Genomic DNA, 24244 nt, shown 5'->3' on the forward strand with positions numbered 1-24244 from the left:
CTTTTTATTAATTATACATGGTGTTAGCAACTGGATTTTATTCCATTTCATATTTCCAATGCAACTTGTAATAAATTAGATAAGTAAGTATTAATCTTTGCGTCTCGCTCTCAAAATCTATTTTATCTACTAATTCGGTTAGTATTTTTCTATTCGGATAGGAATTTAGTTGAACTTTGTCCTTAGTTCTTAAAATGAAGTCATATTGTATTTGGTTCTTAAACGAACTCATAACACAATCATAAAATAACTCCTCAAAAAACAAAGGGGTCATTAAATTGTTCTCAATAAAGTAATTATCAAAATTAAACTCGAAGAACTCTTTCTTGAGAAATTCATTTTCGTCAATTCTTGAGATTAGTGATAAGTAATCTTTTTTATTGATTCCAGAAAGAGACTTTCCGTTTTCTAAATAGTTTTCAAACTTTTTAATTGAATCGAACACATCAATTGATTTTGTAATTTCCGATTCTGATGTATTTAAAGGATATAATATTCCCCTTTCAAACGTTTTGGTATTAATGCAATTTTGGTATTCCGATTCTGACTCGTATTTGTTGCTTTCACACGAGAGAAAGAATAGCGTAATAAATATTGATAGAATATATTTCAATTTTTGTGCGTGAGTTTTTTTAGCTTGTTGCTAACGTTTAATATGAAATATAGTTCTTCTAAATTAAAATATGTAAATCTGAATTTAGAGTTGTAAAAAAGATTCTACAAACCTTCAATTAAAACTTTTAAGTCTTGGAAGTCAAATGGTTTGGCCATAATGAGCTTGTCCGCACTTAATAGAAAGTACATAGGAGTGGCAGAAACACCATATGTTTTTACTGTTGGGTTTTCCCATTTACCTAAACCAATTTGATGTGTAAAATCTGGATAGTTTTTAATTTCTTTATCCCAATTGTTATCCTCATTTTCTAAACCAAATGCAACCACTTTAAGGTTAGATTTATTGGATACCATCTCTTTTACTTTAGGTAACTCGTCTAAACAATGTCCGCAAGCACTACTCCAAAAAACAAGTAAATAATATTCCGAACCTTTTAATTGCTGCAAACTAGTATTTTGCCCATTAGAAGTGATATCAAAATTAGGCGCTACAGTACCAATAGATGTGTTTTTGAATGAGGTTACCATCTCTTCTAATACCTTGTTATTTGTTGATTTTGCTAATTCAAGAAGATGATTGTCCGTGATATAATTAGCAACTTCATGATTTTCTCCGCTTACAAATTGGTGCCATAACATTTCAAGTAAGCTTGTTTTAATAATTAAATCATTATTAGGTATAGCTGCGGCAACATCATCAATATGAGATTTTAGTATGGCATTTGTTGGGTTTTCTACCATATTAAAAACATAGGCATTTACTCTATCTACTAAAAACGTTGAGCTCTGAAGTAAGTAATCACTAAAATTTACATGACTTAAATAATGTTGTTTTAAGTTATTAGAATACGTTGAGATATCTTCATATTCTTTAGGCATATATGGTCTATTAGCTATAATGAAACTGCTCACTAATTTATCTTTAGCTAAGTCTTCATAAGCCAGCTGCGTATCATTTAAAGTTTTAAAGATAGCGTTAAACCCTTTTTCATCTTTAATACCTTTATTGTAATAGTTACTGATGGTATGGTTTATCATTTCCATACTTTTTAGGTAAGAAGCAAAAAGTTTATTCTCTTCAGATTCTGTGAAGTTGACACCACTTTCTTGATTAAAATCAAAGGCAACGGTTTCCTTTCCGTCGTAGATTACATCAAAATTATTCTCCTCTGGAGGAACTGCATAAACAATTTTATAAATACCCGCTTCTAAAGAGTCGCTTAGTTTTATTTCAAACTGACCATTTTTATCTAATTGCCCTCTGTCTATATAATTGGCGCCTTCTGGTGTCGCTTTATATAAAAACGCATATGAATAATCTTCTGCAGGCGAGAATGTTCCTTTTACACTTTGTGCTATAGTTAGCATAGGTAAAATCAAAAATAGAAATAATGTGTTTTTCATTATACGGTGTTTTTTATCTTGTAAACGACTTCAATAATTAAGCCATTATTTAGCTTTAGATCTTATACTTTCAATAATAACTGTTGCTAGTATTAGCATGCCTCCAACAAATGTATGTAATGTTGGTACTTCATTCAAGAAAAAGAATGCAATTATGATTCCAAATATAGGTTGTAAACTACCAATAATACTTGCTGTACTTGCCTTAAAATATTTTAAACTATTTACAAACATAGTGTGACCAATGACTGTAGTTACTATTGCTAATAATAAAACATAAGGATATTGTGTTGTTATATTAGAAGTGTCTATAAAAAATAAGACAGGAACAAGCAATGTTGCTATAATTATCACTTGATAGAACATAAGCATAGTTCCGTTATAATTGGTAACGTGTTCTTTTAACATTAAAATTCGTAATGCATAACAAACAGCCGAAAGTAAACCAAATAGAATGCCTTGTAAATAATTGTTTTCTATATCAAACTCTGGCGCTAGAATATAGATTCCTAGTAACACCATAATCCCTAATAAAATATGAATAGGATCTAATTTTGTTTTTGAGAATAAAGGTTCTAATAAGGCTATTATTACCGGAAACGTAAATACTGAAATCATACCAATAGCAACATTAGATAATTTTAATGCATAGAAATAGGTTACCCAATGTGCGCCCATTAAAAAGGCGGCAATGAAAAAAGTAAGCCGATCTTTTTTAGAGTTGATTTTGAGCTTAATACCTTTAAACAAACAAAGCGCAAACAAAAATATTGCGGCTAAAATGGAGCGCCAAAAAATTATTACAACCGTTGGCATATCTATAAACTTTCCTAATGGGCCAGAAGTACTTATAAAGACGGTTGCAACGATTAATAATAATAGATTATTTAAATGGCTTTTTTCACTCATTGCATATCAGATAAAGCAGCCAATGCTTGTTTTGTTGACTTAATGTTTTCAAAAGTGAGTAATAAACGCAAACCCTTTCTAGTTTGTTTTTCTTTCATTTTGCATTTACCTACATTCTGCTGTACAAATTGCAGTACTTTAGTAAAGGACGGACTTTGGTAAAATCCACTTTGCTGATCTTGAACAAAATAACCAATCATCTTTCCTTGTTTCATAATCAGTTTTTCAATACCCATTTTCGTTGCAATCCACTTTAATCGTACGCTATCTAATAAATCTGAAACTTGAATAGGTAATTCTCCAAAACGGTCAATAATATCTAATTCAAATTTATGGAGTTCTTCTTCTGTTTTTATGGCGTTTAGTTTGGTATATAGATTTAATCGCTCAGTGATATTATTGATGTAATCATCTGGGAAAAGTAATTCAAAATCAGTATCAATAGTCATATCTTTTACATACTGCTTAGGCTTACCATCATCTTTATATAAATCTGAAAATTCGGTTTCTTTTAATTCTTCAATAGCTTCATTTAAGATTTTCTGATAAGTGTCAAAGCCGATATCATTAATAAATCCGCTTTGTTCACCACCTAATAAATCGCCTGCACCACGAATTTCTAAATCTTTCATGGCAATATTAAATCCGCTTCCTAATTCTGTAAATTGTTCTAAAGCAGATATACGTTTTCTGGCATCATTAGTCATTGCAGAATGTTCTGGTGTAATAAAATAACAGAATGCTTTTTTGTTACTACGCCCAACACGTCCGCGCATTTGATGCAAATCACTCAATCCAAAATTATTAGCATTATTAATAAAAATGGTGTTTGCATTTGGTACATCTAAACCACTTTCTATAATCGTTGTACTTACTAAAACATCAAATTCACCATTCATAAAAGCTAGCATAAGTTGCTCTAGCTTTTTACCATCCATTTGGCCATGACCAATGGCAATTTTAGCATCAGGTACTAAACGCTGAATCATACCAGCAACTTCCTTTATATTTTCAATTCTATTATGAATAAAAAATACCTGTCCGCCACGTTGTATTTCATAGCTTACAGCATCTCTTATAGTTTCCTCTCCAAAACGAATTACATGACTTTCAATAGGATATCGGTTTGGTGGTGCTGTGTTAATGACAGATAAATCTCGTGCAGCCATTAAACTGAATTGAAGCGTTCTTGGTATAGGAGTTGCTGTTAAAGTCAATACATCTACATTTTCCTTAATGGTCCTTAATTTCTCCTTTACTGCCACGCCAAATTTCTGCTCTTCGTCTACAATTAATAAACCTAAATCTTTAAATTTTACGTTTTTACTAGCGAGTTGATGTGTGCCAATAATAATATCTACACGCCCTTTTTCCAAGCTTTCTAAAGTTTCTCGTTTTTCTTTGGCAGTTCTAAAACGATTAACGTAATCTACAGTAACTGGGAAATCTTTTAGTCGTTCTTTAAACGTTCGTGAATGTTGATAAGCCAATATCGTTGTTGGTACTAAAACAGCAACTTGTTTACCATTATCTACAGCTTTAAATGCTGCTCTTATGGCAACTTCGGTTTTTCCAAAACCAACATCACCACAGATCAAACGATCCATTGGTCGTTCACTTTCCATATCAGCTTTTATATCTGCAGTAGATGTAATTTGATCTGGCGTGTCTTCATAAATAAATGAGGCTTCTAACTCCAATTGCATATGGCTATCTGGAGCGTACTGAAAACCTTTCTTTAATTTACGTTTGGCATATAGTTTAATAAGGTTGAAGGCAATTTCCTTAACCTTAGATTTTGTTTTTTGCTTTAAGGTTTTCCAAGCTTTGCTTCCTAGTTTATAAACCGTTGGTGGTTTTCCATCTTTACCATTAAACTTGGTGATTTTATGTAAAGAATGAATGCTGAGGTATAAAATATCGCGTTCGCCATAGACTAATTTTATGGCTTCTTGCTTTTTACCTTCAACATCAATTTTTTGTAATCCGCCAAATTTTCCAATCCCATGATCTATGTGTGTAACATAATCTCCAATTTCAAGATTGGTTAATTCTTTTAAAGTAATAGCTTGCTTTTTGGCGTAGCCATTTTTAAGGTGGAATTTATGATAACGATCAAAAATTTGATGATCTGTATATACAGCAATATGGTGTTCTGTATCTATGAAACCTTGATACAATGAGAGTACAACGGTTTTGTAATGAACGTTTTGTTCTGCATCATCAAAAATATCATGAAAACGTTTAGCTTGTTGCTCGCTTACACAGGCAATATAGTTGGTTATTCCGTTGTTGTGATTGTCATTTAAATCTTCAATTAGTAAATTAAATTGTTTATTAAATGCTGGCTGAGGTTTGGTATAGAAAGCAATAAGTTGCTTTGCAAATACGGCTTCAGAACCAAACTCTACTAAACAGTATTCTAAAAATTGTCTTTTAAGTAATTCTGAATTACAAAATAACTCTTCTGGCGACGCATGTTTTATATCACCAGATAAGTTTTTAAAGGCATCTTCAGCTTTCCCATAAAAATTATCAATTCGAGAAAATGTAAGCGATGCATTTTTAGAGAAAATAACTGTTTTGTTAGAAATATATTTTAGAAAACTTTCGCGTTGCTCTGCGATCATTTTATTCGCCACATTAGGTATAATACTGACCTTTTTAATACGCTCGGTAGAAAGTTGTGTCTCTACGTCAAAAGTTCTTATGCTATCTACTTCGTCACCAAAGAATTCAATTCGGTAAGGTTCATCATGAGAAAATGAAAATACATCTACAATGCCACCTCTTACTGAGAAATCGCCTGGCTCTGTAACAAAGTCAACACGTCTAAACTTGTATTCAAACAAAACTTCGTTGACAAAATCAATACTCAGTTCATTGCCAACCGAAATTTTTAATGTATTCTTTTCTAGCTCTTTTTTAGTAACTACTTTTTCAAAAAGCGCATCAGGATAGGTAACAATAATACACGGTTTTTTACGCGAATTAATTCGGTTTAAAACTTCGGCACGTAAAAGCACGTTGGCATTATTAGTTTCTTCTATTTGGTATGGCCTTCTGTAGCTTCCAGGATAAAACAATACATCTTTATCATTGATGAGTTGTTCTAAATCGTTGAGATAAAAAGCGGCTTCTTCTTTATCATCAAAAATTAATAAAAATGGTTTATCAGCTGTTTTAAAAGCTTCAGCAACTGTTATAGAAAACGACGAACCAACCAGACCTTTAATATGAGTTTTGGTTTCGCTATAGGCAATAGCAGTTTGCAGATTTTGCAGTTGCAAAGTCTGTGCGAATGTTTGGGTTATAGATACTTTACTCAAGTTTCTTTATTTGAAGTTGCAAATATAAAATTTTTGAAGTCTTCAATACTGATAATTCTTTGAATAGAATTATATTTGTTCAGAATTAATAATTAGATAATAAATAAAACAATATATGTCATTTTCAAATTTATTTGATAGCGGATTTAAAAAGCGAAATAAAAACCATTTTGCATCTATAGTTAAAGTTGCAATGAGTGATGGTGTTATTACGGATACTGAAAAATTATTTTTAGATCGTTTAGCAACTCGTTTAGATATTACAGAACACGATTACAAAGATATTATTGAGAATTATAGCACACATCCACTGAATGCGCCACTGTCTTACGAAACGCGTTTAGAGCGTCTCTATGATTTAGCACGTATGGTTTGGGCAGATGATATACAAGGGCCAAATCAACATAGTTTATTAGAAAAATTGTGTGTTGGGTTAGGTTTTCATGCTCAGAATGTAAAATACATTGCAGATAAAGCGTTGGCATTAGCACATGATGATGTAGATTCTGATACGTTCATTGAGGAAATGAAAAATATGAATAGATAGTTAGAACACTATTTAAAATAAAGAAAGCAACCTAAATCTAGGTTGCTTTTTTTATGGGTAATTATAAAGAAACTAAGCATTATCTCTAATAAATTCCTCAGCTTTTTCAACCATATTTTTACTACCACAAATAAATGGTACACGCTCGTGTAATTCTGTAGGTTCTATATCCATAATCCTTGTTAAGCCATCACTTGCTTTACCATTAGCTTGTTCTGCTATAAAAGCCATAGGGTTACACTCATAAAGTAAGCGTAATTTTCCTTTTGGATTTTTAGTGCTTTTAGGATACATGTAAATACCACCTTTAATCATGTTTCTATGAAAATCAGACACTAAACTACCAATATATCGACTTGTGTATGGTCTTTCGTTTCCATCTTCCTGACAGTATTTTATGTATTTTTTTATTCCAATAGGAAAATCTGAATAATTACCTTCGTTTACAGAATATATATTTCCGTCTTCTGGGAATTGCATGTTTGGATGCGATAGGTAATAAGATCCTATTGCCGGATTTAAAGTAAATCCATTTACACCATCGCCTGTTGTGTACACTAACATTGTAGATGTTCCATATACTACGTAACCTGCTGCAACTTGCGCACTTCCTTTTTGAAGAAAATCTTCTATAGAAACAGGTGTTCCTAAAGGTGTAACACGTCTATATATTGAAAAGATCGTTCCAACAGAAACATTAACATCAATATTAGAAGAACCATCTAAAGGATCTATTAGTACCACATATTTGTTTTGGTGATTTTCATCTTGGGAATTTATAGTGATAAAGTCATCTTCCTCTTCACTTGCAATACCACAAACAATATTCCTTTTGGTTAAAGTTTGAATGAATTTCTCATTAGCATATACATCAAGTTTTTGTTGATCTTCGCCTTGTATATTAGTATCACCAGCAGCACCAATAATGTCAACAAGACCTGCTTTGTTCACTTCATGATTTACCACTTTCGCAGCTAAACGTATAGAGTTAATTAGTTTTGAAAGTTCTCCTGAAGAATATTTAAACGATGTTTGATTTTCAATTATGAATTCCCCTAAGGTTTGATTTCTTTTAGACATGAAGTAATATATTGATTAGTAGCATACAAATATCGCATTTTTTAACAAACTATAACGTTTTCGTACTTTAAAATTATTGTGATGTCTGCTAAGTTGAATTATATTTGAGTATTCTTTATAATTAACCAAATGAATCAACCAAGATTAGCCCAAAAACAAGATATGCCAAGAGTTTTAGAGCTCATTCAAGAATTGGCAATCTTTGAAAAAGAATCTGATGCTGTAGAAGTAAGTATTTCCGATTTAGAAAATGATGGTTTTGGCGCTCAGCCAAAATTCATTTGTTTTGTAATGGAAGTAGACAATGTTATTGAAGGCATTGCACTAGTCTATTCAAGATACTCTACTTGGAAAGGAGAAGTGTTACATCTAGAAGATCTCATTGTAAGTGAAAAATGTAGAGGAAAAGGTTTAGGAACTCTACTGCTAGATACGGTTGTACAATACGCGAAACAGATACAAGTAAAACGCGTAAGTTGGGAGGTTTTAGATTGGAATGAAAATGCAATTAAGTTTTACGAAAGCAAAGGTGCAAACGTAATGAGAGATTGGAACGTAGTTCAATTAGATGAAAAAGGGATTGAAAATTATCTATCTATTATTAATTAAAAATGTTCCCTTAAATTAGGGAAACACGTATGCGAGTTTATAAATTTGGAGGTGCATCTGTAAAGGATGCCAATGGTGTAAAAAATTTAGCAAAGGTTTTACAAACCACAGGACATGAGAAAGCATTAGTTGTAATTTCCGCAATGGGGAAAACAACCAATAGTATGGAATTGGTGGTTAAAAATTATTTTGAAAATAAAGACGATTTACAAAGCGCTATTCACGACGTTATTAAGTACCACAATGACATTTTGGTAGATTTATTTGAAAACAATAGACACCAAGTATTCGTTGATGTTAAGGCATTTTTTGATGAATTAAACGCATTTTTTAAGAGTAATAAATCGCCAGATTATAATTATGTCTATGATCAAGTTATTGGTTATGGAGAACTGATTTCAACTACAATTATCAGTCATTATTTAAATGAAATAGGATTAAAAAGTAATTGGGTAGATGTTAGAGAGTTATTAAAAACGGATAGCTATTACCGACGTTCTAATGTAAATTGGGAAGCAACTCAAGAGAACATAAGTACTAAGTTAAATGCTAATGTTTTAAATATTACACAAGGATTTTTAGGAAGTGATGCCAATAATTTTACCACAACTTTAGGTAGAGAAGGGAGTGATTATACAGCAGCAATATTTGCCTATTGTTTAAACGCTAACAGTGTTACGATTTGGAAAGATGTTCCTGGTGTACTTAATGCAGATCCTCGATATTTTGATAACACGCAACTGTTACATCAAATATCATACAGAGAGGCTATAGAATTGGCTTTTTATGGTGCTTCTGTAATTCATCCAAAAACACTGCAGCCTTTACAAAGAAAAGAAATTCCGTTATACGTCAAGTCGTTTTTAAATCCAGAAGAAGCAGGTACTTGTGTAAGTAAAGGACAAGCCTTAGTGCCAGAAATTCCATGTTTTATTGTAAAGAAGAATCAAGTTTTAATATCATTATCTTCACTAGATTTTTCATACATAATGGAAGAAAATATAAGTGAAATCTTCAGTTTATTACACCTGTATAAAATGAAGGTAGATGTAATTCAAAATTCAGCAATTAGTTTTTCTGTTTGTATCGAAAATTTATATGATAATTTAGAAAAACTATTGCAGCATTTAAAAGCAAAATTTAATGTAACATGCAACGATAATGTGAGTCTATACACTATTAGGCACTACAATGACGATGCAATACAAGAGCTAGAAAAAGGTAAAACAGTATTATTAAAGCAATTAACACAAGGCACTGTGCAAATTGTAACTAAATAAACTTTCTTACATTTGTTTTATGGGTAAATCATCAGATACTGGTTTGGTAACCGCAAAAGAAGTCGCTAAGGCAATACATGCTGATAAGTATGGTTTCTTGGGTACTTTTTTTGGTTGGATTTTGATGAAAGTTCTTAAAATATCAACATTGAATAGGGTTTATAATCGTAATAAGCACTTAAGTAATGTTGAATTTTTAGATGGTATTTTGGATGAATTTCAGATAAAGTTCGAAATCCCAGAGGAAGACATGAAACGACTTCCTAAAAATGGACCTTACATTACAGTTTCTAATCATCCACTTGGTGGTATAGATGGTATTCTATTGTTAAAGTTAATGATGGAACAGCGAAGTGATTTTAAAATCATTGCTAACTTTTTATTACATAGAATAGAGCCTTTAAAACCGTATATAATGCCAGTAAATCCTTTTGAAGAGCGAAAGGATGTAAAGAGTAGTATTGCAGGTTTTAAAAACGCTATTTTGCATTTAAGAGAAGGGCATCCTTTAGGTGTTTTTCCTGCCGGAGAAGTTTCGACATATCGCGATGGTAAATTAGTAGTTGATAAAGAATGGGAAGTAGCCGCAATGAAGTTAATACAAAAAGCTGAAGTACCAGTTGTTCCTATTTATTTCCATGCTAAAAACAGCCGTTTGTTTTATAGACTTTCTAAAATTAGTGATACACTAAGAACGGCAAAATTACCGTCAGAATTATTGACGCAGAAGCGTCGTGTTATAAAAGTTAGAGTAGGTAAACCTATTTCTGTAAAAGATCAAAAGGAACATAGTAATTTAAAGGATTTTTCGGATTTTTTAAGAAGAAAAACTTATATGTTATCTAAAACTTTTGAGGATAAACCTAAGATTTTAGATAATCTGCAATCACAATTAAAACCCGTAAAATTACCAAAACGAATTGTCACACCAATAGCACCAGAAGTGATGATTGCTGAGGTAGATAAATTAAGGGATGACAATTGTAGACTTTTAGAAAGTAAAAACTATGAAGTGTTTTTGGCATCTGCAGAAGGTATTCCTAATATTTTAAGAGAAATTGGACGATTACGAGAAATTACATTTAGAGAAGTCGGTGAAGGTACCAATGAAGCTATAGATTTAGATACGTTTGATACTTATTACCACCACATGTTTTTATGGGATAACGATAAAAATATAATGGCAGGTGCTTATAGAATGGGCTTAGGGTCTCAAATTTTTGAACGTTATGGTATTGATGGATTCTATTTGCAAGACTTATTTCGTTTTGAACCAGAACTGCATAAAATGATGAGCCAATCCATAGAAATGGGTAGAGCATTTATCATTAAAGAATACCAGCAAAAACCAATGCCATTATTTTTGCTATGGAAAGGTATTGTGCATACAACGTTACGTTTTCCGGAGCACAAATATTTAATAGGTGGCGTAAGTATAAGTAATCAGTTTTCTAACTTTTCTAAAAGTCTGATGATTGAGTTTATGAAATCACATTATTACGATCCTTATGTAGCGCAATATGTTCATCCCAAAAAAGAATTTAAAGTAAAGTTACAGGATGCGGATAAAGAATTTGTGTTTGACGAAACTGAAGCGGATTTAAATAAATTTGATAAAATTATTGATGAAGTAGAACCAGGAGCATTACGACTTCCTGTTTTATTAAAAAAATACATAAAGCAAAATGCGAGACTTGTCGCTTTTAATGTAGACCCTCTGTTTAACAATGCTGTAGATGGTTTAATGTATATTAAAATTGCTGATTTACCTGAAAGTACAGTAAGGCCTGTGATGGAAGAATTTCAAGCGGAATTAGAACGAAAGTTTATGGATAATCATGAGCAACAAAACAATTAAACTTTGCAGTTTTGTATTTCTTTTGCCCTTGTTTTGTTTCGCTCAAACACTAACAGGAACTGTTGTAGATAAAACCACACAACAACCTATTGAAACTGTTGCCATTTATTTTGACAATACAACTCTTGGCACCACTACAGATAGTAATGGCGAGTTTTCTATAAGCTATACAGATGCAGTACAGTCTACGTTAGTAATTTCATATTTAGGTTACGAAAAGATTTTTATATCAGATTATAGATTAAAAACTAATATGAAAATCGAACTCATTGAAGCAAATAGTGCATTAGATGAGGTGCATATAGAATATGATGATGGTTTAACAAGACGACAAAAATTAAGATTATTTAAAAAAGAATTTCTTGGTGTCTCAAAGTATGGCAAATCATGTAAGATTTTAAATGAAGAAGATTTAGTCTTAAAATACGACAAGAAGAATAAAGCCTTATACGCAAATTCTAAAGTGGCTCTTAAAATAGAAAACAGAGCGCTTAACTATGAAATTACTTATGACTTAATTGATTTTGAAATTAACTTTAAATACGCAAATTTAAATACTGTAGAATTTACTGTGAAGTCAGTTTTTTATTACGGCACTTCATTTTATAGAAATTTAGAGGACTCAGATAAACCTAAAACAATTAAAAACAGAGAACGCGTTTATAATGGGTCTATACAGCATTTTATGCGATCTTTATATAACGAGAATTTAAGAGATGAAGACTATTTCATCTTTTTTGATGGCTTCGTTGTAAAAGAATGGTCTTACTTTAATGTAGATGCAATTGTAGACTCTAATTTAAAAAAAGTAACCTTAAAAGACAAAGTTTCTATTTTGTATGATAAAGATTTTCAATCAGAATTACAGGTAGATATTGATGAATTTTACGTGGATATTTACGGGAATTATTCACCTATCGAAGGGATTTATTTTAGTGGCTCTATGGGTATACAGCGTGTTGGAGATACCTTACCTCTAGATTATGGAATTAGTAAATAAAAAACCCAGAATGTTAATTCTGGGTTTGTAATTTATATCTCTCTAAATGCCTTTAAACCATTCTTGAAATTGCTTACCAAGTAAAAATGTTGGTTTCATTTCACCACCTAATGCAGCAACTAAACTCATAATCCAAGCTACAAGTAATACTAGCCACATTACTAAATTTAAAAACGGAATCCATGAAGTTACCATAGCTATGATAATTAATCCTAGCATTTGTCTAACATAAAAAGAACCAAATTCAGTTTTGTTACTGCTATTCATAATAATAGCGATTACCCAACCGATAAACGTAATATGGGCAATGATACCTACATTTTTTCCATCACTTAAAACTTCTTTAGCATCATCTGCAAAATCACTGGCTGCTTTTTTTGCGTCATCAGCAAACTCTTTAGCATCATCAGATAATTCACTAGCTTTTTGGCTAATCTTATCTCCTGCTTTTTTTGCACCTTCTTTTGCATCACCTATCATATCTTCTAGGTCATCGCTTAAATTTTTGTTATCGTCTGACATTCTTTAATTTATTAGTATTGGTTAGATTATAAAGTTAGTAAAAATTGCGAATAGTTTTTATTTCTTGCCAAATAACTTTTGGAAGAAGCCTTTAGTTTTTTGCTTCGCTTCAGTGTAAGTTTCCTTAGCGTCTTCTGATAGATCTTCAAATTTATCTTCTGCTGCATCCGCAAATTTTGAAGCTTTTTCTTTAGCATCATCAGCAAACTCACTTATTTTTTCACTTGCTTCACCAGCAAATTCTTTTGCTTTTGCTTTTGTTTCTTGGTAGGTTTCTTTAGCATCCTCAGCTAGTTCTGATGCCTTTTCCTTTGCTGCATCTGTATACTCATCAAGTTTTTCTCCAGCTTCATTAGCAAATTCTTTAGCTTTTGCTTTCGTTTCGTTGTAAGTTTCTTTAGCATCATCGGCTAATTCAGAAGCCTTTTCTTTTGCAGCATCAGTGAATTGATCTAATTTTTCGCCAGCTTCATCAGCATACTTTCCAGCTTTATCTTTTGCTTCAGAAAATGTTTCTTTTGCAGAGTCTTTAAAGTCATTTAGTTTTTCGCTGGTATTTTCAGCTAACTCAGATGTTTTTTCTTTTGCAGTATTTAAAGTGTCTTTGGTCTCATTTACCAATTCGTTGGTTGCATCATTAATTTTTTCTGATGTGTTGTGTACTCCTTCTTTTGCAGAATCTAGAGTGTCATCACTTAAGTTTTTAGTTTCGTCTGACATCGATTTTAGTTTTAGTTAAGACCGTAAAGTTACTAAAATAAGCGTGTTGTATATATTCAAGTATAAAATAGCTAATTATCTAAACAACATAATAATGCCTCCAATTGCCGTAACAATCAAAATGAAGCGTCTGTAGTTAACATTAGAAATTAGTTTTACAATGTTTACTCCAATAAAAAAACCAATTAATACAGCTGGAATTAATACTGAATTTAATACCAAAGAATCTACTGAAACGGTTTTCCAAACAAAAATATGAAAGGGTAATTTAATGATATTAATGATAAAAAATAACCAAGCTGCTGTGCCAATAAATTCATTTTTTGGAAACCGCATGGTTAAAAAGTAAATGTTTGCAACAGGACCTGCTAAATTTCCTATCATAGTTGTGAAACCAGCTAAAAATCCCATACTTGAAGAAAATAATTTGTGCTTTGGTGGTTCTGTAGATTTTATTCTCTCAAGAAATAACATTATAAAAACAGAGACTATGATTATTACAGCCATAAGCTTTTTAAAAACATATTCAGAGATGTCGTTACCAACCCAAACACCGACTAAAACACCAACAATCATCCAAGGGATTAGTTTTTTAATAATTCCCCAATCTGCATGTCTATTGTAATAAATAACCGCTAGGATATCTGCGGAAATTAACATTGGTAACAATATCCCAGTAGAAGCTTTTTCCCCAAATACAAAGGCTAAGATTACAATGAGAATTATACCAATGCCTTTAATACCAGATTTAGATAAACCTAATAAAAAAACTGCGAAACTAATGGCAATCCATTGTAGCGCAGTTAAATTATAGGATTGAAGAATTTCTAAATAGGTCAATGATAATTGATTCAATTATAATTATAAAAAAGCTTCATCAACTGGTTCCCATAGTTCAATTTTATTGCCATCGTTGTCTAAAATCCAACCAAATTTCCCATAATCGTATTCTTCCATTTTACCAACAATTGTAACACCTTCTTCTTTTAAGGTTTTTAAAAGTTCTTCTAAATTTTCAACTCTATAGTTAAACATAAAGTCTTTTTTAGAAGGCTCTATGTATTTGGTGTCTTCTGCAAACGGACTCCATTGGGTAGAGCAATCCTTTCCTTCTTTATCCTTCCACCAAAATGTACAACCGTAATCGTCTGTATTAAAACCTAAGTGTTTTTTGTACCAATCTTTCGCTGCTTTTGGGTCTTTAGTTTTAAAAAATAATCCACCAATGCCTGTAACTCTTTTTTTCATCGAAATTTTATTTTCATTCCCTTGAAAAAGGGAATCTAATTAAACTTATATCTACAAGGGTTTTAAAACCTTGCAGGAAACATTATTTTTTTATTGCCTTTTCGTAGATTTCTATCCATTCTTCAACAGACATTTTTCCTAATAGTTGTTCAATTAAATCATAAGGTATGTCCTCCATTTTTTTAAATCTAACACAGCTTTTTCCCATGTCTAATTTGTATTTACAATGCTTTGGATATTCTTCTACAAACCAATCGTATAATTCCTTTTTAGCATACATACCAGAATGATATAATGCAATAAAGTTTTTTTGAGATGCTAAATTTATAAAAGGTAAAGGCGGAAAAGGTTTACAATGGTAGCCATCTGGATAAATTGATTTTGGAACATAATAGCCTAGCATGCCATAACTCATACCTGCTTCTAAGCCTTTAGGCATATGTTTTTTTATAAGCTTATTTAATTTTATGATAGGTTCTTTTCTGTCTTCGGGAAGTTGATTGATGTATTCTTCAGGTGTTTCGGCTTTATAGGTCATAAATTATATGATTTTAATACTACAAGTTAGCAAAATTTAGCTTTAATCTTATCTACAATAGTTTGCGAAAGTTTTATGTTGCTTTCAATCGTCCAACCTGCAACATGTGGTGTTAGTAAAACGTTTTCAGCTTCTATTAAATATTGAAAAGCTTCTGGCATATTATTGGATGAGAATAAATTTTCAAACGACGATTTTTCGTATTCTAAAACATCTAAACCTGCACCTAAGATTTTACCAGATTTTAATGCTGAAACTAAATCTTTGGTCACTACAGATTTGCCACGTGCTGTATTAATTAACCAAAATGGTTTTTGAAATCCGTTTATAAATGTTGAATCTACCATATTAATAGTTAATTCAGTTTGTGGTGTATGTAAACTGAGTACATCTGCTTTTTCTTGTAATACTTCTAAAGATACTTGTTTAGCATTAGCATCTTCAGCATTGTCTTTTAAATCGTGGCATAAAACGTCTACATCAAAGCCTCTTAGTTTTTTAGCAAAAGCTTTTCCCATATTTCCATAGCCAATTAGTCCAACGGTTTTGCCATCTAACTCTAAGCCTCTATTTTCTTCTCGTAACCATTTTCCCTGTCTTACTTCGTTGTGAGCTTTGTTCAGTTTGTTGAAGAGTGATAGTAGCATTCCTAAAGCATGCTCGCCAACCGCATTTCGGTTACCTTCTGGTGCAGAAATGAGATGAATACCTTTTGCTGTGGCATAATCACAGTCTATATTTTCTAAACCAGCACCAACACGTCCTATAAATTTCAGATTTTTAGCTGCATTTAAGAACTGCTGATCGATAGAGAACCGACTGCGAATAATAAATCCATCGTAATCTGCAATTTTGGCTTCAATTTCTGCTTTAGAAGATGTGTAATCTATGTGATTTGTGAATCCTAAATCGTTAAGATGATTTAAGAGTAAAGGATGGTTAGAGTCTAGGTGTAGTATTTTCATCAATCAATTGTGACTTAATTTGCCTTATATTTTAATGTTTAAAAATAAGGAAGACTTTTTAATTGATGTAACGCTTTTGATTTTAAAAGCCAATAATTAATCCAGATAAGACAAAGAATAAATAAATACCCAAAATATCATTACTTGTAGTGATAAAAGGACCTGTTGCAATTGCTGGATCTATACCTCTTTTATCTAAGATAATTGGTACAAATGTGCCAACTAAGGCGGCAACAACAATAACAGACATCATTGATACTGCAATAGCCAAACTTTCTGTTGGATTTTGGTTAATTAAAAAACCGAATAAAATTACTAATAACGCTAGAGCAAAACCATTAATAAGGCTTAGCCCAATTTCTTTTAAAAGTCTACTGCCTATGCTTCCTTTTACATTATCATTGGCAATACCTTGCACAATAATGGCGCTAGATTGTACACCAACATTACCAGCCATTGCAGCTATTAATGGTGTGTAAAAAAATAAAGAGGGAACGGTTTCCATAACCTCCTCAAAGCCTTTCATAATAAAAACACTTCCTAGTCCACCAAAAAGGCCTAAAACTAGCCAAGGTAAACGTGCTTTTGTGAGTTCCCAAACACTATCATCTGCTTCTACATCTTGTGTAATACCAGCTGCTAATTGGTAATCTTTATCTGCTTCTTCTTTTAAAACATCTACAATATCATCAATGGTAATTCTACCTAATAAAATTTGGTTGTCATCTACTACTGGTATTGCTTCCAAATCGTATTTAGACATTACTTTTGCAACATCTTCTACATCATCGTTAACATTTACCCAGTCTACGTTGTCCTTGGCAATGTCTGCAATTTTTATGTCGCTTTTAGAAATGATTAAATCTTTTAGAGATAGTCTTCCAATTAGTTTGTCTTGTTTGTCTACCACGTATACAGAATGTACTCTTGTGACGTCTTTAGCTTGTCCTCTAATTCTACGCAAACATCCAGCAACCGTCCAAGTTTCATAGACTTTAACCAATTCTTTTGCCATTAGTCCACCAGCTGTATCTTCATCATAAGCTAAAAGTTCTTGAATTTCCTCTCTGTGTTCATCATCTTCAATTTGAGAGATAACTTCTGCTTGACGTTCTTCAGGAAGCTCGGCAATCATATCTGCCGCATCATCAGTATCTAATTCTTCAACCTCTTCTGCAATCTCTTTGGTAGAAAGTTTTTCTAGAATTTTTTCTCTAATGTCCTCATCAAGCTCCATTAAGATATCAGAAGTGGTTTCAGAATCGAGAAGTTTTATGACATAGACAGCATCATCAAGGTTTAAATCATCCAGAATTTCGGCAATATCTGCATAGTGATACTCATTTAAAAGGGTTTTTAATTCGTTATCGTTTTCGTCTTCGATAAGAACTTCTACCTTTTCAATAAGGGCATCAGTAAGCTGAAATTGTATGTTTTCTTGGATGTCTTCCACTCTTAGTTTAGAGTTTAAATTGAATCATTTTCAATTAGTGTAGTTAGTTCAATAAATTGTGAAACACTTAATTGTTCTGGTCGCTGCCCAAATATAGTATTTGCTTTTAAATTATCCGATAGATTGAATGTTTTTAAACTGTTACGTAATGTTTTTCTACGTTGCTGAAAACCAGTTTTTACAACTCTAAAGAATAATTTTTCATCGCAAGGCAATGTAAAATTCTCTTTTCTTTTAAGTAATAACACACCAGAATCTACCTTTGGTGGTGGATTAAAAACCGTAGGAGGAACCGTAAATAAATAGTCTGCATCATAAAACGCTTGCGTTAAAACAGATAGAATACCATAAACTTTTGAACCCTCTTTAGAGCAAATACGCATGGCAACTTCTTTTTGAAACATGCCTGAAAATTCTGGTATTTGATGTCTTAATTCTAAGGTTTTAAACAGAATTTGAGACGATATATTGTATGGAAAATTCCCTATGATAGCAAAAGGTTTGTCTTTAAAAACGAGGTTTAAATCGTATTTTAAAAAATCTTTTTCTATGATTCTATCCGCAAGATTAAGGTAATTATTTTTTAGGTAATCTACAGATTCTGTATCTATTTCAATAACGTGCGTTGTGGTATCTTTTTTAAGAAGGTATTTGGTTAAAACACCCATTCCAGGACCAATTTCTAACACATCATTGTAGCCTTCTAAAGATAAACTATCTGCAATATCTTTAGCAATAGATTCATCTTCTAAGAAATGTTGTCCGAGATGTTTTTTCGCTTTAACTGTCATGATAATTTTATTTATTTAGCAAAGACGCAAATGCGTAAAGCTTATGTTTTGTAAAGATACGTGGATGATTGTGGACTTTAGCAGAGTTGTAAGCTTAATTGATACTAATTGTAATTTACAACATATTCATCTACAACTTCCAGTTCTGTTCTAAATGATAATACTTTATCTGCAAAACGTTTTAATCCTTCTTGTTTTAATTGTTCTGCATGTTCTGCATAATAGCTGTCTAAGGCTTCTCTAGAGTGTGCTCTGTATTGTACAGAATAAGTTTCGGTTTCATTATCCTCTACGAGGACCTTAGTAAGTTTAGCTTCTTTAAACTTACCTGTTGCTAATACCTGTGGAATATGGTCTTTTATCCATTCTAACCATTCTGCGTGAACGCTTTTATCAATGTTTAGGGTAACGTTGTATATAATCATGCTTTAGAATTTTGATGCAAAAATATGGATTTAGAAGTTATTTAAGTTTCAAAGTTTCAAAGTTTCAAAGTTTCAAAGTTTCAAAGTTTCAAAGTTTCAAAGTTTTGATGTTTGAGAGATTCTTGTAATTTTTTGAATTCACGTGAAATAGTAATTATGAAATTACAAAGAACAAATAATTAGTACACTTGTTTATTTAATTTATCTCATTATAACAATCTGTACATAAATCAAGGCCAGCTAAATCTACAGTTTTAATGGTTTCTACAGCATCTTGCATCACACATTTTTTTGCAGAACAGTGGTCAAGACCAAGATTGTGTCCTATTTCATGAATTGAAATTTTACGTACTCGACTATCAAAAATCTTTAAATCCTTATTTTTTAATCTATAAGTTGAAATTACGCAACTATTGCCAGGCTTATAGCCTAAACCAAAAATTCCCCAATCTGAATATTTAGATTCAGGTTTTTTTATATTGCCATCATTATCTCTTTTAGATGTTGATATATCTTTGGTGGTAATGCCAATGATATAATTTATGGAATCTGGTCTATTTTTAGATAAATCTATTAGCAGTGAATCTGCCCTGTATCTTGGGCTTTTAACATTAACAAAAGCAGTTTTAGGTAGTGATTTGTTATTTAAAATAATTATATCTGCATCATATACTTTTTTTAGACTTTCTGAAATTGAATTTATAATTGTAGAATCTATTTCACCGTATGGTTGAATTCCAATAAGATTTGGTTTACTTGTGCATGAGCTACAATAAAGTAATATAAAAAATAGAATTTGCTTTTTCAAAGCGTTATTTAGATTTTAATTGATACTATCGCCACGCAACATTCTAAATTTCTTTCTAGCTTCAATGAAGTAGATGCTGTCTTGATGTTCAAAGATTATTTTTTCGTAGAGCTCTTTGGCTTCTTCAGGTTTTACTAAATGTGTGTTATAAAGTTCCGCTAAATAAAATTTGGCGTCATCAGTTAAAATACCTTCACCATAATTAGTTAGAATGTTTTGGTAATTAGCTTCAGCCTTTAAATATTGTTGCTTTGATTCGTATAGTTTTGCTTGCTGAAAAAGTGCTTGCCCAATGATATTTTCGGTTTTATGTTCTTCTAAAATTATATCTAAAAGCGAAATAGCATCATCTATTTTATTCTGAAAAGCATATAAATCTGCTTTTGCGTATAGTTTTAGTGATGTTTGAAGGCTGTCTTCAAATTTATTGTCCGTAATTAATAGTTTTAAGTCTAAAGCATCATTAGCAATAAGTTGTGATGTTGAAGATTTTAAAATCTTTAGTTGTGATTCTGCCCAATCAAAATCGCCTTTGTAATAACTCGTTTTAGCAACTTTAAATCTTGCTTCTTGTGCAATGGTACTATTCTTCATTTCTGCCTGAATCTGAGAATAAAAAATTAAAGCTTCATTAAACTTTTCTTGAAGCACCAAAATATCGGCAAGTAGTAATTTTATTTTTGCCTTTCTATAATATCTAATGTCTAATTTAAGACTCTCTTTTAAAAAGTCAGTGGCTGCTTTTGTGTCCTTTTTGTTGAATGCTAAGAACTTGCCATAAGCTAATTGTAAGGGAATTGTAAATGCTGATTTTCCATAGTTTTCAAATAGTTTTTGATAGGTTTCATCAATTTGAATCAACATTTTTTTGTCTGCATTTTTAGTGTCAATTTCTAAAATATATTGATGCGCAGTTACTGCTGTTGTTTTATCTTGTGTAGTCTCTAATACATAGTTAAAAATGTCCTTGGCTGTATCATCGTCATTGTCTTTGCGTGCCATATTAGCAAGGTCAATTATACGATCTAAACTTTCGGGATTACGTTTGTATAATGCTTTTTCTTGTATAAAGGATTTGCTGTATGCCTTTTCTTGAACATAAAGCCAACTTAGCATTTCATACCAATAAGGCTGTGGTTCTTGTTGTATTTTTTTTAATAAGGCTCTTCTTAAATAAATGTTGTTCTCATTGTCTCTATTTTCTGAAATGAAATCACTAATAGCGCGCTTTATGTTACTTAAGTAATTGGGTTTGTATTCAACGTACTCTATATAGTTTTCGAACATTTTTTCAACATTACCAAGATCTCCATAAATACGAGCTAATTGAATATTGTAATTTCTATCTATAGTATTACTTTTTCCTTTTTCATATAACCTTATGGCTTGGTCTAACAAAGAATAGTCTTCAAATTTTTTGGCAATAGTATAGACGTAATATGGTTTCGTTTCTGCAAAAGCGACGGCTTCTTCGTAGAGTTCATTAGCACGATCTAAACTGTCTATGAGTTGGTAATTGTATCCTAAAGAAATAACAAGTTCTGGATCTCTTTTCCTGGCAAGTTGCGTTGTTATAATGTTTTGGGCTTCAATATATTGCTCTAATTGCTGATGTATATCAACTAACTTATCTACATACTTATAACTTTTTGGCTTTTCTTTATATAGATTTTGATAAATGATAAGTGCCTTTAAAAATTCTCCTTTTTTATAATAGCTTTCTGCTTGTATTTCACTGTTTTGAGCGAAACCAAAATAAGATGTAAATATTAATAATATGGCTATAATTTGTTGGCGCATGTTTTTTTAAAGAGCTTTAATACTGAGAATTTAATTGAGTTTTTAATTTTATTTAGCAATAATAATTGGTTTAGGTTGTAATTTATAATGCTGTAGAATGTAGTTTATATCATCCTTAGATAAGCGTCTAAAATTATCAATTTCTTTTTGAATGAATTCATCTTCAGACATCATTGATCGTATAAACACGGCCTTAAACACTTCCTTTTTTTTGTCTAAGGTAAGGTTATTAGAATCTTTTGTTACAAAGCTTTCATAGGCATTAGCCATGGCTAACCAAATTGTTATTTCTTCACTTGGGTTTTCATCTCTTTTAAAATTAGCAATCGTTTCCTCTAATGAAACAGGAAAAACTTCATTGAAGGTTTTGTGGATATGAGAAATATTATTTAGTTGTTCATCGCTCAAGGCGTCATTAACAATAGGTGCTTGAATTAAGTTTTCTAAACCTGTCTCTGCTGTATTAATTTTTTCTGTGCTAATGTTTTTTGTTGTAGATTCTTTACATGAAAACACTAAAAAAGTCAGTAGTGATGCAATAAAAATTTTTGTCATTTGTCTTTGTATGGTATACTGCACCAAATATAACAAATGCAAAATCGAGATATTATAAAAAAAGTCATAAAAAAAATGCCTAAACTAATCGTTTAGGCATTTTACCAGCAAAATAAATGTGCTATTAACCATTATTTTATAAATATGATTCAGTTATTCCGACGTGGTTTTGCTTTATTATTTTGAAATGAATAAATAGTTAAAACAAAACTTTGGATACCATTGCAATCAATGATACGAGTATAACAATTCGTTTTAAATTTTTCATAAATAGGTCTTTCTAAATTTGGTATTACGAATTTCTGAAAATTAATTGAATTAAACCGAAGAAATACTTATAAAATCGACGAAACACACTTTTTTTTAACAAATATGAAATTTTAATAGACTTGCTATGGTTTAAGAAATCATGTCAAAACCTGTGTAAGGAATCAAAGCTTCAGGGATTTTTATACCATCTTCAGTTTGGTAATTTTCTAAAATACCAGCTAATATTCTCGGTAACGCCAATGAACTTCCGTTTAGTGTATGGCATAATTCGTTTTTACCATCGCTATTTTTAAAACGTAGTTTTAAGCGATTAGCCTGAAAGGTTTCAAAATTAGAAACAGAAGATACTTCTAACCAACGGTCTTGAGCTGTTGAGAAAACTTCAAAATCATAAGTAAGCGCAGATGTAAATCCTAGATCACCACCACATAATTTTAGTATTCTATATGGAAGTTTTAAATCTTTCAATATGTCTTTTACATGATTTACCATGCCGTCTAATGCTTTATAAGAATTATCAGGATGCTCTACACGCAATATTTCTACTTTATCAAATTGGTGTAATCTGTTTAACCCTCTAACGTGAGCACCATAACTACCAGCTTCTCTTCTAAAACAAGGTGTGTAACCTGTGATGCTAATTGGTAAATCACTTTCGTTTAATAATGTATCTCTAAAAATATTTGTTGCAGGTACTTCTGCTGTTGGTATTAAATATAGATTATCTAGAGTAACATGATACATCTGTCCTTCTTTATCTGGTAATTGACCAGTTCCAAAACCAGACGCTTCATTTACTAAATGGGGCACTTGGTATTCTGTGTAGCCAGCTTCAGTATTTTTGTCTAAAAAATAGGCTATAAGCGCACGTTGTAATCTTGCACCTTTACCAATATATACAGGGAAACCGGCACCTGTAATTTTGTTACCTAGTTCAAAATCTATGATATTATATTTTTTTGCTAATTCCCAATGTGGTAATGCGCCATCGTGTAGAGTAGGAATATCTCCTTCTCTAAAAGTCTCCTCATTATCTTCATCGGTATTACCTGCTGGTACAATTGTGTTTGGTACGTTAGGAATTTTATATAATAACTCAGAGAGTGCTTCTACTTTGTCATTGAGTTCTTGCTCAAACCCTTTAGTAGCTTCTTTTAATTGCGTTGTTTTTTCTTTTAAAAGATTTGCTTTTTGTACTTCTCCAGATTTAAATAAATTACCTATTTCTTTAGAAAGCGCATTAGATTCTGCTTTAGAATTATCTAAAGAAGTTTGAAGTGCTTTACGTTCTTCATCAAACGCAATAGCGTTTTTAATCATTTCGGTTGCATCAATATTTCGTTTTGCTAAACGTGCTATGATGTCTTCTTTATTTTCTCTAATAAAAGCAACTTGTAACATATCTTTTAATTTAGGTTTTTATACCAATAAAGCTCAGTAAGAGCAAGGAACAAATGTAAAAATAATTTAAGCAGATAAAAATTATATTATCGCTATTTTGACGTGTGAATTAGGGCT

At 31.5% G+C, this 24244-nt stretch carries 23 protein-coding genes; 5 read left to right on the plus strand and 18 right to left on the minus strand.

The annotated features are described in order from the left end of the window. Positions 1-37 precede the first annotated feature (37 nt). The 4 genes from Q0891_RS02300 to mfd form a co-directional block, all read right to left on the minus strand. Positions 38-613, minus strand: a complete 576-nt coding sequence (locus Q0891_RS02300; protein ID WP_299098447.1) for a hypothetical protein — start codon at positions 611-613, stop codon at positions 38-40. Positions 614-717: 104 nt separating this feature from the next. After that, positions 718-2019, minus strand: coding sequence for a thioredoxin-like domain-containing protein (locus Q0891_RS02305; RefSeq protein WP_299098448.1), 1302 nt, complete (start codon positions 2017-2019; stop codon positions 718-720). Positions 2020-2064: 45 nt separating this feature from the next. Further along, positions 2065-2928: a DMT family transporter gene (locus tag Q0891_RS02310; protein ID WP_299098449.1), complete on the minus strand. Its 864-nt coding sequence runs from the start codon at positions 2926-2928 to the stop codon at positions 2065-2067. After that, on the minus strand, positions 2925-6257 hold the full coding sequence (mfd, locus tag Q0891_RS02315; RefSeq protein WP_299098450.1) for a transcription-repair coupling factor: 3333 nt from the start codon (positions 6255-6257) through the stop codon (positions 2925-2927). Before mfd ends, Q0891_RS02310 begins: the two co-directional genes overlap by 4 nt. Before the next feature lie 115 nt (positions 6258-6372). On the opposite strand from mfd, the gene Q0891_RS02320 reads away from it, so the two are divergent. Next, on the plus strand, positions 6373-6804 hold the full coding sequence (locus Q0891_RS02320; RefSeq protein WP_299098451.1) for a TerB family tellurite resistance protein: 432 nt from the start codon (positions 6373-6375) through the stop codon (positions 6802-6804). Positions 6805-6876: 72 nt separating this feature from the next. On the opposite strand, the gene fbp is transcribed toward Q0891_RS02320, so the two are convergent. Next, entirely contained in the window at positions 6877-7884 is a 1008-nt protein-coding gene (gene fbp, locus Q0891_RS02325) for a class 1 fructose-bisphosphatase (protein WP_299098452.1), read from the minus strand. A gap of 129 nt (positions 7885-8013) precedes the next feature. Here fbp and Q0891_RS02330 point away from each other — a divergent pair, with 129 nt between their 5' ends. From Q0891_RS02330 to Q0891_RS02345, 4 genes are read left to right on the plus strand one after another with little or no spacing between them, the layout of a single operon-like run. Beyond that, the gene (locus Q0891_RS02330) at positions 8014-8493 is read left to right on the plus strand and encodes a GNAT family N-acetyltransferase (protein ID WP_299098453.1); all 480 of its coding nucleotides are present in this window, start codon (positions 8014-8016) and stop codon (positions 8491-8493) included. A gap of 29 nt (positions 8494-8522) precedes the next feature. Continuing rightward, positions 8523-9773, plus strand: a complete 1251-nt coding sequence (locus tag Q0891_RS02335) for an aspartate kinase (protein ID WP_299098454.1) — start codon at positions 8523-8525, stop codon at positions 9771-9773. Positions 9774-9792: 19 nt separating this feature from the next. Next, positions 9793-11631 carry a lysophospholipid acyltransferase family protein gene (locus tag Q0891_RS02340; RefSeq protein ID WP_299098455.1) on the plus strand — a complete coding sequence of 613 codons (1839 nt, stop codon included), beginning with the start codon at positions 9793-9795 and terminating at the stop codon, positions 11629-11631. Continuing rightward, positions 11612-12631 (plus strand): carboxypeptidase-like regulatory domain-containing protein, encoded by a 1020-nt coding sequence (locus Q0891_RS02345; protein ID WP_299098456.1) that lies wholly within the window; start codon positions 11612-11614, stop codon positions 12629-12631. The genes Q0891_RS02340 and Q0891_RS02345 overlap by 20 nt, the downstream gene beginning before the upstream one ends. A 42-nt stretch (positions 12632-12673) precedes the next feature. On the opposite strand, the gene Q0891_RS02350 is transcribed toward Q0891_RS02345, so the two are convergent. The 13 genes from Q0891_RS02350 to serS form a co-directional block, all read right to left on the minus strand. After that, positions 12674-13153, minus strand: a complete 480-nt coding sequence (locus Q0891_RS02350; RefSeq protein WP_299098457.1) for a YtxH domain-containing protein — start codon at positions 13151-13153, stop codon at positions 12674-12676. A gap of 57 nt (positions 13154-13210) precedes the next feature. Beyond that, the gene (locus Q0891_RS02355; protein ID WP_299098458.1) at positions 13211-13873 is read right to left on the minus strand and encodes a hypothetical protein; all 663 of its coding nucleotides are present in this window, start codon (positions 13871-13873) and stop codon (positions 13211-13213) included. A 75-nt stretch (positions 13874-13948) separates the two neighbouring features. Then, positions 13949-14713, minus strand: a complete 765-nt coding sequence (locus Q0891_RS02360; protein ID WP_299098459.1) for a sulfite exporter TauE/SafE family protein — start codon at positions 14711-14713, stop codon at positions 13949-13951. Positions 14714-14734: 21 nt separating this feature from the next. Continuing rightward, positions 14735-15121, minus strand: a complete 387-nt coding sequence (locus Q0891_RS02365) for a VOC family protein (protein ID WP_299098460.1) — start codon at positions 15119-15121, stop codon at positions 14735-14737. An 82-nt stretch (positions 15122-15203) separates the two neighbouring features. Beyond that, complete coding sequence (locus tag Q0891_RS02370) at positions 15204-15659, minus strand: DUF1801 domain-containing protein (RefSeq protein WP_299098461.1); 456 nt, start codon at positions 15657-15659, stop codon at positions 15204-15206. Positions 15660-15685: 26 nt separating this feature from the next. Continuing rightward, positions 15686-16624, minus strand: coding sequence for a 2-hydroxyacid dehydrogenase (locus Q0891_RS02375; protein ID WP_299098462.1), 939 nt, complete (start codon positions 16622-16624; stop codon positions 15686-15688). Between the two features lie 82 nt (positions 16625-16706). Beyond that, the gene (gene mgtE, locus Q0891_RS02380; protein WP_299098463.1) at positions 16707-18077 is read right to left on the minus strand and encodes a magnesium transporter; all 1371 of its coding nucleotides are present in this window, start codon (positions 18075-18077) and stop codon (positions 16707-16709) included. 14 nt (positions 18078-18091) lie between these two features. Beyond that, on the minus strand, positions 18092-18868 hold the full coding sequence (gene rsmA / locus Q0891_RS02385) for a 16S rRNA (adenine(1518)-N(6)/adenine(1519)-N(6))-dimethyltransferase RsmA (protein ID WP_299098464.1): 777 nt from the start codon (positions 18866-18868) through the stop codon (positions 18092-18094). A gap of 104 nt (positions 18869-18972) precedes the next feature. After that, on the minus strand, positions 18973-19293 hold the full coding sequence (locus Q0891_RS02390) for a DUF4286 family protein (protein ID WP_299098465.1): 321 nt from the start codon (positions 19291-19293) through the stop codon (positions 18973-18975). 196 nt (positions 19294-19489) lie between these two features. Continuing rightward, the gene (locus Q0891_RS02395) at positions 19490-20101 is read right to left on the minus strand and encodes a matrixin family metalloprotease (protein WP_299098466.1); all 612 of its coding nucleotides are present in this window, start codon (positions 20099-20101) and stop codon (positions 19490-19492) included. A 15-nt stretch (positions 20102-20116) separates the two neighbouring features. Next, complete coding sequence (locus tag Q0891_RS02400; protein WP_299098467.1) at positions 20117-21901, minus strand: hypothetical protein; 1785 nt, start codon at positions 21899-21901, stop codon at positions 20117-20119. A 48-nt stretch (positions 21902-21949) separates the two neighbouring features. Then, entirely contained in the window at positions 21950-22456 is a 507-nt protein-coding gene (locus Q0891_RS02405; RefSeq protein WP_299098468.1) for a hypothetical protein, read from the minus strand. Between the two features lie 399 nt (positions 22457-22855). Then, the gene (serS, locus tag Q0891_RS02410) at positions 22856-24127 is read right to left on the minus strand and encodes a serine--tRNA ligase (RefSeq protein WP_299098469.1); all 1272 of its coding nucleotides are present in this window, start codon (positions 24125-24127) and stop codon (positions 22856-22858) included. Positions 24128-24244 lie beyond the last annotated feature (117 nt).

It is taken from the genome of uncultured Winogradskyella sp., from assembly GCF_947498005.1.
Classification (GTDB): domain Bacteria; phylum Bacteroidota; class Bacteroidia; order Flavobacteriales; family Flavobacteriaceae; genus Winogradskyella.